The sequence below is a fragment of the Aromatoleum sp. genome (assembly GCF_036675785.1).
Lineage (GTDB): Bacteria > Pseudomonadota > Gammaproteobacteria > Burkholderiales > Rhodocyclaceae > Aromatoleum.
Genome location: NZ_JAKFEF010000038.1, coordinates 50,354 through 63,363, shown reverse-complemented (window position 1 = coordinate 63,363; position 13,010 = coordinate 50,354). Strand labels below are relative to the sequence as shown.

At 66.6% G+C, this 13,010-nt stretch carries 14 protein-coding genes; 5 read left to right on the top strand and 9 right to left on the bottom strand.

What is annotated here, in order from left to right:
• Positions 1-122: 122 nt before the first annotated feature.
• Positions 123-1,832, bottom strand: a complete 1,710-nt coding sequence (locus V6M37_RS09620) for an acetolactate synthase 3 catalytic subunit (RefSeq protein ID WP_332672776.1) — start codon at positions 1,830-1,832, stop codon at positions 123-125.
• Between the two features lie 103 nt (positions 1,833-1,935).
• On the opposite strand from V6M37_RS09620, the gene V6M37_RS09615 reads away from it, so the two are divergent.
• The 5 genes from V6M37_RS09615 to pepN all read left to right on the top strand — a co-directional run bounded on the left by V6M37_RS09615 (position 1,936) and on the right by pepN (position 6,663).
• Positions 1,936-2,517, top strand: coding sequence for an RNA polymerase sigma factor (locus V6M37_RS09615; protein WP_332672774.1), 582 nt, complete (start codon positions 1,936-1,938; stop codon positions 2,515-2,517).
• Positions 2,514-2,888 carry a DUF3619 family protein gene (locus tag V6M37_RS09610; protein ID WP_332672674.1) on the top strand — a complete coding sequence of 125 codons (375 nt, stop codon included), beginning with the start codon at positions 2,514-2,516 and terminating at the stop codon, positions 2,886-2,888. The genes V6M37_RS09615 and V6M37_RS09610 overlap by 4 nt, the downstream gene beginning before the upstream one ends.
• A complete protein-coding gene (locus V6M37_RS09605; RefSeq protein ID WP_332672673.1) occupies positions 2,861-3,313 on the top strand; it encodes a DUF3106 domain-containing protein in 453 nt (150 codons plus the stop codon). The genes V6M37_RS09610 and V6M37_RS09605 overlap by 28 nt, the downstream gene beginning before the upstream one ends.
• A gap of 10 nt (positions 3,314-3,323) precedes the next feature.
• A complete protein-coding gene (locus tag V6M37_RS09600; protein ID WP_332672772.1) occupies positions 3,324-3,818 on the top strand; it encodes an RDD family protein in 495 nt (164 codons plus the stop codon).
• Positions 3,819-3,957: 139 nt separating this feature from the next.
• Positions 3,958-6,663, top strand: coding sequence for an aminopeptidase N (gene pepN / locus V6M37_RS09595; protein ID WP_332672672.1), 2,706 nt, complete (start codon positions 3,958-3,960; stop codon positions 6,661-6,663).
• 91 nt (positions 6,664-6,754) lie between these two features.
• On the opposite strand, the gene V6M37_RS09590 is transcribed toward pepN, so the two are convergent.
• The 8 genes from V6M37_RS09590 to V6M37_RS09555 form a co-directional block, all read right to left on the bottom strand.
• Positions 6,755-7,204, bottom strand: coding sequence for a CBS domain-containing protein (locus tag V6M37_RS09590; RefSeq protein WP_332672671.1), 450 nt, complete (start codon positions 7,202-7,204; stop codon positions 6,755-6,757).
• A gap of 122 nt (positions 7,205-7,326) precedes the next feature.
• Positions 7,327-8,154: a pantoate--beta-alanine ligase gene (gene panC, locus V6M37_RS09585; protein WP_332672670.1), complete on the bottom strand. Its 828-nt coding sequence runs from the start codon at positions 8,152-8,154 to the stop codon at positions 7,327-7,329.
• Positions 8,155-8,183: 29 nt separating this feature from the next.
• The gene (panB, locus tag V6M37_RS09580) at positions 8,184-8,999 is read right to left on the bottom strand and encodes a 3-methyl-2-oxobutanoate hydroxymethyltransferase (RefSeq protein ID WP_332672668.1); all 816 of its coding nucleotides are present in this window, start codon (positions 8,997-8,999) and stop codon (positions 8,184-8,186) included.
• Positions 9,000-9,086: 87 nt separating this feature from the next.
• On the bottom strand, positions 9,087-9,728 hold the full coding sequence (locus tag V6M37_RS09575) for a deoxynucleoside kinase (protein ID WP_332672666.1): 642 nt from the start codon (positions 9,726-9,728) through the stop codon (positions 9,087-9,089).
• A gap of 11 nt (positions 9,729-9,739) precedes the next feature.
• Positions 9,740-10,057 carry a DMT family protein gene (locus V6M37_RS09570; RefSeq protein ID WP_332672770.1) on the bottom strand — a complete coding sequence of 106 codons (318 nt, stop codon included), beginning with the start codon at positions 10,055-10,057 and terminating at the stop codon, positions 9,740-9,742.
• An 81-nt stretch (positions 10,058-10,138) separates the two neighbouring features.
• Positions 10,139-10,666, bottom strand: a complete 528-nt coding sequence (gene folK / locus V6M37_RS09565) for a 2-amino-4-hydroxy-6-hydroxymethyldihydropteridine diphosphokinase (RefSeq protein ID WP_332672664.1) — start codon at positions 10,664-10,666, stop codon at positions 10,139-10,141.
• Positions 10,663-12,021 (bottom strand): polynucleotide adenylyltransferase PcnB, encoded by a 1,359-nt coding sequence (gene pcnB / locus V6M37_RS09560; RefSeq protein WP_332672662.1) that lies wholly within the window; start codon positions 12,019-12,021, stop codon positions 10,663-10,665. Before pcnB ends, folK begins: the two co-directional genes overlap by 4 nt.
• A 230-nt stretch (positions 12,022-12,251) precedes the next feature.
• Positions 12,252-12,917, bottom strand: a complete 666-nt coding sequence (locus V6M37_RS09555; RefSeq protein WP_332672660.1) for an HAD family hydrolase — start codon at positions 12,915-12,917, stop codon at positions 12,252-12,254.
• Positions 12,918-13,010: the final 93 nt, after the last annotated feature.

Genomic DNA, 13,010 nt, shown 5'->3' with positions numbered 1-13,010 from the left:
AGCCGGTGATCCCGCGGACACGGACTGCCGGCGGCCGGCATCCGCGGCGACGAGGGGCCGGTAGGCGCCTCGCCGGGCGGCGCGACGTCGATGTCGCCGCGCCCCGCGAGAAATATCGGGTGTTACAGGTCCTCGGCCGACAGGATCATCTCGGTGAGACCCTTGCCGCCCTGGACCATCGGATACACGTTCTCGGTCTGGTCGATCTGGAAATCGAGGAACACGAGGTCGTTCTTGCGCGCGAACGCTTCGCGCAGCGCACCCTCGACGTCGGCCGGTCGTTCGACCCGCAGTCCGACGTGGCCGTAGGCCTCGGCGAGCTTCGCGAAGTCGGGCAGCGAATCCATGTAGGACTCGGAATAGCGCTCGCCGTGGAAAAGCTGCTGCCACTGGCGGACCATGCCGAGGTAGCGGTTGTTCAGGTTGCAGATCTTGATCGGCAGCCGGAACTGCTTGCACGTCGACAGTTCCTGGATGTTCATCTGGATCGATGCTTCGCCGGTCACGCACGCGACCGGCGAGCCGGGGTGCGCGAACTGCGCACCCATCGCGTACGGCAGGCCGACGCCCATCGTGCCGAGGCCACCGGAGTTCAGCCAGCGGCGCGGCTTGTCGAAGCGGTAGTACTGCGCGGCCCACATCTGGTGCTGGCCGACGTCGGAGGTGATGAACGCGTCGCCGCCGGTGACTTCCCACAGTTTCTGGATCACGAACTGCGGCTTGATGATCTCGTCCGAGTTCTTGTACTTCATGCACTCGCGGCGGCGCCACTCGTCGACCTGCTTCCACCAGGTCGCCAGCGCTTCGCCATCCGGACGTGCGGAGGAAGCTTCGAGCTGGCGAATCATTTCGTCGAGCACTTCCTTCACGTCGCCGACGATCGGGATATCGACCTTGACGCGCTTCGAGATCGACGACGGGTCGATGTCGACGTGGATGATCTTGCGCGGCTCTTCGGCGAAGTTTTCCGGGTCGCCGATGACCCGGTCGTCGAAACGGGCACCGACCGCGAGCAGCACGTCGCAGTAGTGCATCGCCATGTTCGCTTCATAGGTGCCGTGCATCCCGGGCATACCCACGTACTGACCGTCGCTCGCCGGATAACCGCCGAGGCCCATCAGGGTGTTCGTGATCGGGAAACCGAGCAGGCGCGTGAGTTTCGTGAGCTGCTCCGCCGCATCGGAGAGCACGACGCCGCCACCGGTGTAGATCATTGGCCGCTTCGCTTCGAGCAGCAGCTGCACGGCCTTGCGGATCTGGCCCTGGTGACCCTTGACGACCGGATTGTACGAGCGCATCGAGACTTCCTGCGGGTACTCGAACTCGCACTTGTGCATCGACACGTCCTTCGGGATGTCGACGAGCACCGGGCCGGGCCGGCCGGTCTTTGCGAGATAGAATGCCTTCTTGATCGTCGCGGCGATGTCCCGGACGTCCTTGACGAGGAAGTTGTGCTTGACGCACGGCCGCGTGATGCCGACGGTGTCGACTTCCTGGAACGCGTCCTGGCCGATCGCCGCGGTCGGCACCTGGCCGCTGATGATGACCATCGGGATCGAGTCGCAGTAGGCGGTCGCGATACCGGTGATCGCGTTCGTCGCGCCCGGGCCGGACGTCACAAGCGCGACGCCGACCTTGTCGGTGCTGCGGGCAAAGCCGTCGGCGGCATGGACTGCGGCCTGCTCGTGGCGGACGAGTACGTGGCGTACCCGGTCCTGATTGAATAGTGCGTCGTAAATGTAGAGTACCGCGCCGCCGGGATAGCCGAACACGTATTCGACCTTTTCTTCCTGCAGGCACCTGATTACAATTTCCGCACCAGTCAGCACCATCGCAAACTCGCTCATTATCACGTTCTAAACGACGAACGTTACCGGTCACTCGGCGTTTGGTCAAGATTGGCGCTGCGTCGCAGCAAGACGCCGAACCGCCGCGATTCTCAAGGATTCACAGCTGGCTTCCCGGGTAGAACTGTCCGCCTTTCTCGAGGGCGTCGAAAAGCGTGCGTTCAAGCAGGCGGTTTATGCGCTGAGGACCGACGAAGCGGCCCTCGACGCGGTCCAGGATGCGATGCTGAAGCTGTCGGCGAGCTATGGCGACCGCCCGGCCGGCGAGTTTCCGATGCTATTCCAGCGCATCCTCCAGAACGTCATCTACGACGCGCTCCGGCGGCAGAAGGTCCGCAACACGTGGACCGCGCGGTTGTCATCCTTCGTATCCGAGGACGAGGACGAGGCCGACGCCTTGGATATCCTCACCGCCGACTCCGACGCGGCAACTGCCGACGCGCCGCATCGGCAGTTCGAGCGCGCCAGAACGCTCGCCGCGATCGAGCGGGAAATCGCCCGCCTGCCCAATCGTCAACGGGAAGCGTTCCTGATGCGTTATTGGGAGGAAATGGATATTTCCGAGACGGCTGCCGCAATGGGGTGCTCGGAAGGGAGCGTCAAGACGCACTGCTCGCGCGCCACGCAGACGCTGGCGGCAGCCCTCAAAGCAAAGGGGATCGTGCCATGAACGAACAGGATTTCGGCCGGAATGTCGCGGCTCACCTCTCGGCGTCGGCGAGGGAGCTGGACGACGGGCTGGTCGAGCGGCTGCGCGCCGCGCGCGAGCAGGCCCTCGCGGTCCAGCGCCCGTCAGGGCGGTTGGCGCGGCTCTTCGGCGGAAAGGCCGGTTTCCGGCTCCGGTTTCCGGCCGTGGTCCGTCCTCTGGCGGTCAGCGTCGCGGTCCTCGTGGCCGTCGTCGTCGGCGACTATTGGGCGACCTGGGCCCGCGTCAGCACGCTGCAGGAAGTCGACACCGCGCTGCTGATCGACGACTTGCCGATCGACGCCTACCTCGACGCGGAATTCAAGGCATGGGTGCAGCAAGAATCGCGGTCCTGATCCTGACGTTGATCGCCAGCAGTGGCGTCGCGGCAGCCGTGACGCCGATCGGGGCGCCGCGATGGAACCGCTTGAGTCCGGGCGAGCAGCAGATCCTCGCGCCGCTCGCCGACGACTGGAACGGCATGAGCGACGAGCATCGTCAGAAATGGGTCGGAATCGCGCGCGAATACCGGCGTCTGACGCCGCAGGAACAGGCGCGGATCCAGAATCGGATGAAGGACTGGGCGAATCTCCGGCCGGAGCAGCGCGAGGCCGCCAGGGACCAGTACCGCAGCTTGCGGAACATCCCCCCCGAAAAGCGGGAAACGCTGCGCGAACAATGGCAACGATATCGAAGCCTGGCCCCCGAGGAGCGCGTCGTGAAGTCCCAGGCCCGACCCGGCAGGGACGGACGGGCGCCGCGCGGAAAAGGAAATGAATAACACGTCGAGAATGAACAAATCGTCCACGCCGAGAGCCCCGATCAGCAAGCCATCGCCGCAGCGCACGCTCGTCGAACTGGCCGGCCTGCGCCGGCGGCTCGCGAGCCTGCTTTACGAATCACTGCTGATGCTCGGCGTTCTTGCGCTGACCTTCATGGTGCCGTACCTGATTCTCGGCGTCGTCTGGAATGTCGCGCCGGCCGGCTGGGTCGCGTGGCTGCACGTCTACCTGGTGCTCGGTGTGTACTTCGTCTGGTACTGGCGCCGAGGCGGCCAGACCCTCGCGATGCAGACTTGGCGGCTGCAACTCGTGCGCGCCGCCGACGGACGATTGCCCGCGGCTTCGACCGGCTGGCTTCGTTACACGCTCGCCTGGCCCTCGGTTCTGTGCTTCGGGCTCGGGCTCGCGTGGGCGCTCGTCGATCGCGATCGGCAATTCCTGCACGACCGGCTTGCCGGCACGCGGGTCGTGCTGCTGCCTTCGGTCGCCGGCCAGGCGCGCTGATACCCGCGCGGCCGTTCGCCGCTTCCCGGCGCCTGCGGTTCGGCCCTTCGGAGTCGCGGTGTTCGCGGTCGCGCCGCCACGGCCCCCACGCGTATAGTTCCGGTTTGCCCGAATGGATCCGACGCGATCGGAGACGACAATGAAAACCGAACACGCCCCAGCGATTCTCCGCGCCGATTACCAGCCGCTTGCCTGGCAAATCGCGCGCACCGAACTTCACTTCCACCTCGATCCGTCGGCGACGCGCGTCACGAGCCGGCTGCACTGCGTTCGCGACGCACGCGTGCCGGCGGGGCCGCTCCGGCTCTGCGGCGAGGACATCGAGCTGTCGTCCCTGCGGATCGACGGCGCCGAACCCGAACCGGCCCGGGTCGTCCGCGACGCGCGCGGCATCGATCTCGATCTCGACGGCGAAGCGGCCGAGATCGAGATCGTCACCCGCATCGATCCCGCCGCGAACACCGCGCTTTCGGGCCTTTACCAGTCCCGTGGCGGCTTCTTCACGCAATGCGAGGCGGAAGGATTCCGCCGGATCACGTTTTTTCCGGACCGTCCGGATGCGATGAGCCGCTACACGGTGACGGTCGAGGCGGACAAGGCAAGCTGCCCGGTGCTGTTGTCGAACGGCAATCTCGTCGAACACGGCGAGCTCGAAGGCGGGCGGCACTACGCGAAATGGGTCGATCCGTTCCCGAAACCTTCGTATCTCTTCGCGCTCGTCGCGGCAAAGCTGGTCGCGCTCGAGCGCCGCGTCACGACGGCCTCGGGGCGTGAAGTGCTGCTGCAGGTCTGGGTCGAGGACGGCAATCTCGACCGCGCGGAGCACGCGATGGATTCGCTCGTGCATTCGATGCGCTGGGACGAGGAGACCTTCGGCCTGGAACTCGACCTCGACCGCTTCATGATCGTCGCCGTCAGCGACTTCAACATGGGCGCGATGGAGAACAAGGGGCTCAATATCTTCAATTCGAAGTACGTGCTCGCGAAGCCGGATACGGCGACCGACGTCGACTACGAGAACATCGAGAGCGTCGTCGCGCACGAGTACTTCCATAACTGGACCGGCAACCGCGTGACCTGCCGCGACTGGTTCCAGCTGACCCTGAAGGAAGGGCTGACCGTCTTCCGCGACCAGCAGTTTTCGGCCGACATGCTCGGCCGGATCGCGGAAACGGGGGGCGAGGCCGCGGCCGCGTCGGCGCGCGCGGTGAAGCGGATCGACGACGTGCGGGTGCTGCGCGCGGCGCAGTTCCCGGAGGATGCGGGGCCGATGGCGCATCCGATCCGCCCGGACAGCTACCAGGAGATCAACAATTTCTATACGGCGACGGTCTACGAGAAGGGCGCCGAAGTCATCCGCATGCTGCATACGCTGCTCGGCGCGGAAGGTTTCCGCAACGGCATGGACCTCTATTTCAGCTACTACGACGGGCAGGCGGTCACGTGCGACGATTTCGTCGATTGCATGGCCGAAGCGAACGGCCGCGACCTCGACCAGTTCATGCACTGGTACGCGCAGGCCGGCACGCCGCGGGTGAGGGGGGCGGGCAGCTACGATCCCGAGGGCCGCGTCTATACGCTGACGTTGTCGCAACATACGCCGCCGACGCCGGGCCAGACGGAGAAGCAGCCGCTCGTGATTCCGGTCGCCGTCGGCCTGATCGGGCCCGACGGCGCCGATCTGCGGTTGCGCGTCGAGCACGAGAACAACGTCGGTGCGACGACGCGGGTGCTCGAACTGACCGAAGCCGAACAATCCTTCCGTTTCGTCGACGTGCCGTTCGAGCCCGTGCCGTCGCTGCTGCGCGGATTCTCGTCGCCGGTCATTCTCGAACTCGACGAGGACGACGCGCGGCTCGCGTTCCGCATGGCGAACGATTCGGACGCGTTCAATCGCTGGGATGCCGCGCAGCGCTACGCCGAGCGGGTCATTCTCGCGCTCGCGGGCGATGCGGCGGCCGACCGCCGGCTCGCGGTCCCGGACGCTTTCGTCGCGGCGTTTCGCGCGCTGCTGACGAACACCTCGCTCGATCCGGCCTTCCGCGCGCAGGCCGCGGCGCTGCCCTCCGAAGGCTATCTGCTGGAGCGAATGGAGCCGGCGGACCCGGCGCCGCTGCGCGCGGCGCTGCTTTTCCTCACGCGCGAACTCGGCTCGCGGCTCGCCGACGACTGGCTGAAGCTCGGCGACGCGCTCGCCGTCGACGGCCCGTATCGCTTTCATCCCGCGGACGCCGGCCGCCGCGCGCTGGCGAACCTCGCGCTGAAATACCTCGCGGGCGCCGATGTCGACCAGGGCCTCGCCCACGCCCGGCATCGGTTCGAGCGTTTCAGCAACATGACCGAAGGTTTCGGCGCGCTCGCCGCGCTCGTGCAGAGCGCGAATCCGGCGCGCAAAGCGGCGCTGGAAACTTTCCACGCGCGTTTCGGCAACGACACGCTCGTGCTCGACAAATGGTTCGCGCTGCAGGCCGCGGCCTGGCGCTGGGATCCGAGCGAGGAGCCGGTCATCGAGCGCGTGCGTGCGCTGATGCGGCATCCGGCCTTCAGCCTCGGCAATCCGAACAAGGTCTACGCGCTGCTCGGCGGCTTTTTCCGCAACAACCCGGCCGAATTCCATGCGGCCGACGGCAGCGGCTATGCGTTCTGGGCTGAGCAGGTGATCGCGCTCGATGCGAGGAATCCGCAAGTCGCATCGCGGATTGCGCGTTCGCTGGAAAACTGGCGGCGGTTCGCGCCCGCGCTTCAGGCGCGCATTCGTCCCGAACTCGAAAAAGTCGCGGCGGCGCCCGGCCTGTCGCCGGATGTCGCCGAAATCATCGAGAAGGCGCTCGGCAACGGCGTCTGAGCGGGCAGCGCCGGAGGTTTCGAGGGGCTGCGACGATCGCGCGGCCCCCGGAGCGTCGGGTGCCCGCGCGCCGCGCGGCATTCCGGCGGATTCAGGTCGCGATGTCGCCCGCGATGTAGTTCGACAGGTGGCTGATCGTCTCTTCCTGATGGACGATGATCGATTTGACGACGTCGCCGATCGTCACGATGCCGGCGATCTTGCCGTGCTCGACGACCGGCAGGTGGCGGAAGCGGTTTTCCGTCATGAGGTTCATGACGTCGTCGACCGTCTGTGACGGCGTCACCGTGCACAGATTCGCGGTCATCAGGTCGCCGACCTTCACGTCCTTCGAGCTGAGGCCCTTGAGCGCGATTTTCCGCGCGTAGTCGCGCTCGGTGAAGATCCCGGCGAGGCGATTGTTCTCGACGACGAGGACCGCGCCGATGTCGAATTTCGCCATGATGGACAGGGCTTCGAACACGCTGAGGCCCGGCTCGACCGAGTGCACGCCGGTTCCCTTCTGTTCGAGGATCTGCCGGACCGTGGTTGTCGCTGTCATCTCTGTTTCCCTCCTGAGGTTATCGCTTTGCACTGCACGCGCCGGTGCGACGATGGCGTCATAGCTTGGAACGAAGACGCTGCCGACGCAAGCGCCCCAGCGAGGGATCGGCAACGGGCGCGCTACACTTCGACGTTGTCAATGAGTCGCGTCTGGCCGAGCTTGGCCGCGGCGAGGACGACGAGCGGGTCGTCGGCGTGAACCGGAGGCTGAAGATCGCTGCGGCGACGCACGGCGATGTAATCGGGATGCCAGCCGTGCGCGGCGAGTTCCGCGATCGCCTCGGTTTCGAGCTTGAGGAAATCGTGGTCGCCGCGTCGCACGGCGTCCCGGATCCGCGACAATTCGCGATGCAGCCGCGGCGCCTCCGCGCGCTCTTCGGCGGACAGGTAACCGTTGCGCGACGACAACGCGAGTCCGTCAGGCGCCCGCACGGTTTCACCGGGGAGGACTTCGACGGGGATCGCGAGCTCGCGCACCATGTTCGACAGCACCATCAGCTGCTGATAGTCCTTCTTGCCGAACAGCGCGACGTCCGGACGCACGATGTTCAGGAGCTTCAGCACGACCGTCGCGACGCCGCGGAAATGCCCCGGGCGGAACTCGCCTTCGAGGATGCTGACCTGGGCCGGCGCCGGATCGACGAAATAATGCTGCGGCTGCGGGTACATCACCGTCTCGTCGGGCGCGAACAGGTGAACGACGCCGGCGGCTTCGAGCCGTTCGCAATCGGCCTGCAGGGTGCGCGGGTAACGGTCGAAGTCGTCGCGCGGCCCGAACTGGAGCCGGTTGACGAAAATGCTCGCGACGATCGAATCGGCGTGCGCGGCCGCCTGGCGCATCAGCGTGATGTGGCCTTCATGCAGGTTGCCCATGGTGGGCACGAGCGCCACCCGGCCGGCCGAAGCGCGCGCGCTGCGCAGGGATTCGATGGTGGTGTGGATCTGCATGGCATGTCCTGACTGAAAGGCCGGCCGACTCAGTAACAGTGTTCGGGGCCGGGGAAACTGCCGTCGCCGACGGCCTGTACATAACGGGAGATCGCCTCGTCGATGCTCGCCGCACCGACCATGAAATTCTTGACGAACCGCGCCTTCTTGCCGGGGTAGACGCCGATCATGTCGTGGAGGACGAGGACCTGCCCGTCGCAGTCCGGTCCGGCGCCGATGCCGATCGTCGCCATCGACGAAAGACTCGCCGTGACGTCCTTCGCGACCGCCGCTGGGACCATTTCCATGACCATCAGCGCGGCGCCGGCTTGCTCGAGCGCGAGCGCGTCGGCCCTCAGCTGCGCGGCGCCCGCTTCGCTGCGTCCCTGCACGCGATAGCCCCCCAGCTGGTGCACCGATTGCGGCGTGAGCCCGATATGCGCGCACACCGGGACGCCGCGCTCGACGAGAAAGCGAACGGTTTCGGCCATGAAGGCGCCGCCTTCGAGCTTGACCATCTGGGCCCCGGCCGCGAGCACGCGGGCGGCGCTGCGCATCGCCTGCGCCGGGCTCTCGTGGTAGCTGCCGAACGGCAGGTCGGTGACGATGAAGGGGCGGGTGCAGCCGCGCGCGACGCATTCGGTGTGGTAGACCATATGCTCGAGCGTGACCGGCAGCGTCGATTTCTGCCCCTGCACGGTATTGCCGAGCGAGTCGCCGACCAGCACGACGTCGACCCCCGCTCGCTCGAGCGCCGACGCGAAGCTCGCGTCATAGCAGGTGAGCATGCTGATCTTGCGTCCGTCGGCGCGCATCTTGCCGAGTTCGAACAGGGTGACGGGTTTATCGTCCTGAAGGTAGCTCATCGGGGACTCCTGAGGAGAGCGGGAGTTTTCCGCAAATTGCGGCGATGCACAAGCCCGACCGCGAAAAGTCCCGGAGGCCGCGCCGGCTCAGGCTGCGTAGCCGAAGAACTCGCGGTAGCCGCGCATGTTGCGCAGACGGTCAAGCAGGAGTTCGAAGTCGTCGTCCTGTTCGATGGGGTTGAGGACTTCGGCGTCGACGATGAAGAGCGGCGCCGCGTCGTACTGGTAGAAGAACCGCGCATAGCGCTCGGCGACCTGTTCGAGGTAGTGCTCGGTGATGCGCCGCTCCGCTTCCATGCCTCGGCGGCGGACGCGTTCGCTGAGCGTTTCGGGCTTCGCCTGCAGGTAGATCACGAGATCCGGCTGCGGGGGTGCGTCCGGTTTCGTGCTGTCGAAGATTCGCTGGTACAGCGCGAGTTCGTCGTCCGCGAGGTTCAGAGCCGCGAACAACGGATCCTTGTCGAGGATGAAATCCGACACCACCCGCTGCTGAGCGCCGATGGCGGCGGAGAGGCTCCCCAGTTGTTCGACGCGCTGGAAGAGGAAGGACAGCTGCGTCGGCAGGGCCCAGCGTTCCGGCGCCTGATAGAAGCGCCCGAGAAACGGGTTAAGTTCGGGCTGTTCGAACAGGATCTGCGCGTCGAGACGCTGGGCGAGACGGCGTGACAGCGACGTCTTGCCGGCGCCGATCGGCCCTTCGACGACGATGTAGCGCGCCTTGTCGAGCATTCCGGGTGCCTCTAGTTGCGGAAGATGAAATAGACCGCGCCAAGCATACACATCGCGGCCCAAAGGTAGTCAAGCTTGAGCGGCTGCTTCATGTAGAGCACGACGAAAGGGATGAACACGAGCAGCGTGATCACCTCCTGCATGATCTTGAGCTGCGCGAGATTCAATTCGGTCGCGCCGATCCGGTTTGCGGGCACCTGCAGCAGATATTCGAACAGCGCGATGCCCCAGCTCACGATCGCCGCGACGAACCAGGCCTTCGCTTGCATGTTCTTCAGGTGGCCGTACCACGCGAAGGTCATGAATACGTTCGCGACGGTCAGCATCATCGCCGTCTGGGCCCAGACGGGAAGGGTCGGGAGTGAGGCGATCAACGGAAATCCTGGGGAAACGAGCGGTGCTTCGGCGGATCAGTCGCGCGGCAGACGTTCAACCGGCTGCCCCGATACGTCGGGCAGCAGATCGGCGACGGCGCCGCGGCCGGGAAGGGACAGGGCGGGCGCGATCTCCGCGAGCGGCATCAGCACGAAAGCGCGAAGATGCATCCGCGGGTGCGGAACCTGAAGTGCGGGCAGATCGATCACCCGATCGCCGTAGAGCAGCAGGTCGAGGTCCAGCGTGCGCGCGGCGAGCGGAAATTCACGCGTTCGCCCGTGGCGGGCTTCCAGCGCGAGCAGCGCATCGAGCAATGCCTGCGGCGACAGCGCGGTGTCGAGCGCGGCGACCGCGTTGATGTAGTCGGGCTGACCGGAGATGCCGACCGGAGCTGTCCGATATAGGGAGGAACGCGCGACGAGCTGGGTGTCGGGCAGCTCGCCGAGCGCCCGGAGCGCCGCTTCGAGCGTCTCGCGCGCGTCGCCCAGATTCGCGCCGAGGGCGACATACGCCCGCTCGACGAGCCCATTGCCGGCGCGCGGCGCGGAAGCGGGGCCGCTCATGACGCGTCGGCGACCGCACCCGCACCCGCCTCGGAGGGCTTGCGGCGACGCCGCCGACGCTTGCGCTCCGGCGCCTCGCCGGTGCCCGGCGCCTCGGCGAGCAGGGCTTCGCGCGCGTCGGAACCGGCATGCGAAAAGCGCTCCCACCACTCGGGCAGCGCCATCGGAATTTCGCCCGACTGCGCGCGCAGGCGCAGGAAGTCCCACCCGGCGCGAAAGCGCGGCTGCTCGATAAGCCGGTACGGCGCCTTTCCGGTGCACTTCTCGAAGCGCGGCTGCAGCGCCCAGATTTCCTTGATGTCGCCGACGATGCGGCGGGTGATCGCGAGCTTGCCGGCCTGTGCCTCGAGCACTTCGTCCATCGCCGCGAATAGCGCCGGCTGGGTGTGTTCGTCCCCGCGCTTGCGCGCGTCCCAGTTCGCGAGCACTTCGTGCCACAGCAGCGTCGCGAAGAGGAAGCCTGGAGAGACGGACTTGTCCTGGCGCACGCGGTCGTCGGTGTTCTCGAGCGACAGCCAGACGAAGCGCTCGCCCATCGGCTGCTCGAGGATCACGTCGAGCAGCGGCAGCAGACCGTGATGCAGGCCTTCCTCGCGCAACTGCTGCAGGCACTTCACCGAGTAGCCCGAGAACAGCAGCTTCAGCATCTCGTCGAAGAGCCGCGCGGCCGGCACGTTTTCGAGCAGCGAGGCCATTTCGCGGATCGGGTGGCGCGCGGCCGGGTCGAGCGTCAGGCCGAGTTTCGCCCCGAGGCGCACGCCGCGCAGCATCCGCACCGGGTCTTCGCGGTAACGCGTGCGGGGATCGCCGATGATGCGCAGCGTCTTCTGTTTCAGGTCGGCGACGCCGTGATGGTAGTCGAGAATGTGCTCGGTCGTCGGGTCGTAGTACAACGCATTGACGGTGAAATCGCGCCGCGTCGCATCCTCGGCCTGGGAGCCGTAGACGTTGTCGCGCAGCACGCGGCCGTGTTCGTCGGTTTCCGTCGCCTCGGCGTCCTGGCTCGCGCGGAAGGTTGAAACCTCGATCGTCTCGGACCCGCTCATCACGTGCACGATCTTGAACCGGCGCCCGATGATGCGCGAGCGGCGAAACAGCGCGCGCACTTCCTCGGGCGTCGCGCTCGTCGCGACGTCGTAGTCCTTCGGCGGATGGCCGACCAGCAGGTCGCGCACGGCGCCGCCGACGACGAAGGCCTTGTGGCCGTTTTCCTGGAGGACGGTGCAGACCTTGCGCGCGACCGGCGAGAGTTGCTCGCGGCGGATGCCATGCTGCGCGACGGGGATCAGCGCGGGTTCGGGATTCACGGCGGTCGCGGCGCGGCGGAAAACCTTGCGCAGCAGCTTGCGGATCATTGGAAAAGGAGAGAGCGGTGACCGTAAGCGCGCAATGATAACCGATGCGCCGGTGGCGTGCCGTGACGAGCTGCGCGGGAAGACAGCGTGGCCGCTGCGCGCGCGTCCGGCGCTGCCGGTCGAACCGGGAATCGAGGGTAGGCGCTCGCCCCTTCGAAGGGCGGCGGCAGGGCTGCGACAAGCGTTCGGGAAGCCGAAGGGCCCGGTCTGGCCGCGATTCGACGGTCGCGTCAGGGACGCAGCGAGATCACCGGCCAGTCGTGAGCGCGGGCGTGCGTGCCGAGAGTGGCGTCGGGGTCGACGGCAACGGGATCGGTGACGCGCGACAACAGCGGCAGGTCGTTGTGCGAGTCGCTGTAGAACCACGTGCGTTCGAAACTTCCGAGGTACAGGCCGAGCGACTCGAGCCAGTTGTCGACGCGCTCGATCTTGCCGCCCTTGAACGCGGGCATCCCGCGCGGCTTGCCGGTGAAGGTGCCGTTTTCCTGCGCGGGGACCGTCGCGATCAGGTGCGGGATGCCGAATTCGCGGACGATCGGCCCGGTGACGAAGCTATTCGTCGCGGTGACGACGGCGACGAGCGCGCCGCGCTCGAGGTGCTCGCGGACGAGCGCACGCGACTTGTCGGTGATCATCGGCGCGACCGACGTCGCGAGGAATTCGCGGTGCCAGGTGTCGAGCTGCGCGCGCGGGTGCCGTGCGAGCGGCGCGAGCTGGAAGTCGAGGAACTCGAAGATGTCGAGCGTACCGTCCTTATATTGCTGGTAGAACGCGAGGTTCCGCGCTTCCTGCACCTCGCGGTCGAGGACGCCTTTCGCGATCAGGAACTGCGCCCACGCGAAGTCCGAGTCGCCGTTGAGCAGGGTGTTGTCGAGGTCGAAGAGTACGAGGTCCAAAACGGGATTCCTTGTTGGGTTCGGGTCAGGCGCGGCGGGCTTCGGATCGGGTGGGCGCGCGAGGGGCCCGGGGCGCGTCCTTGCCGCCGCCGT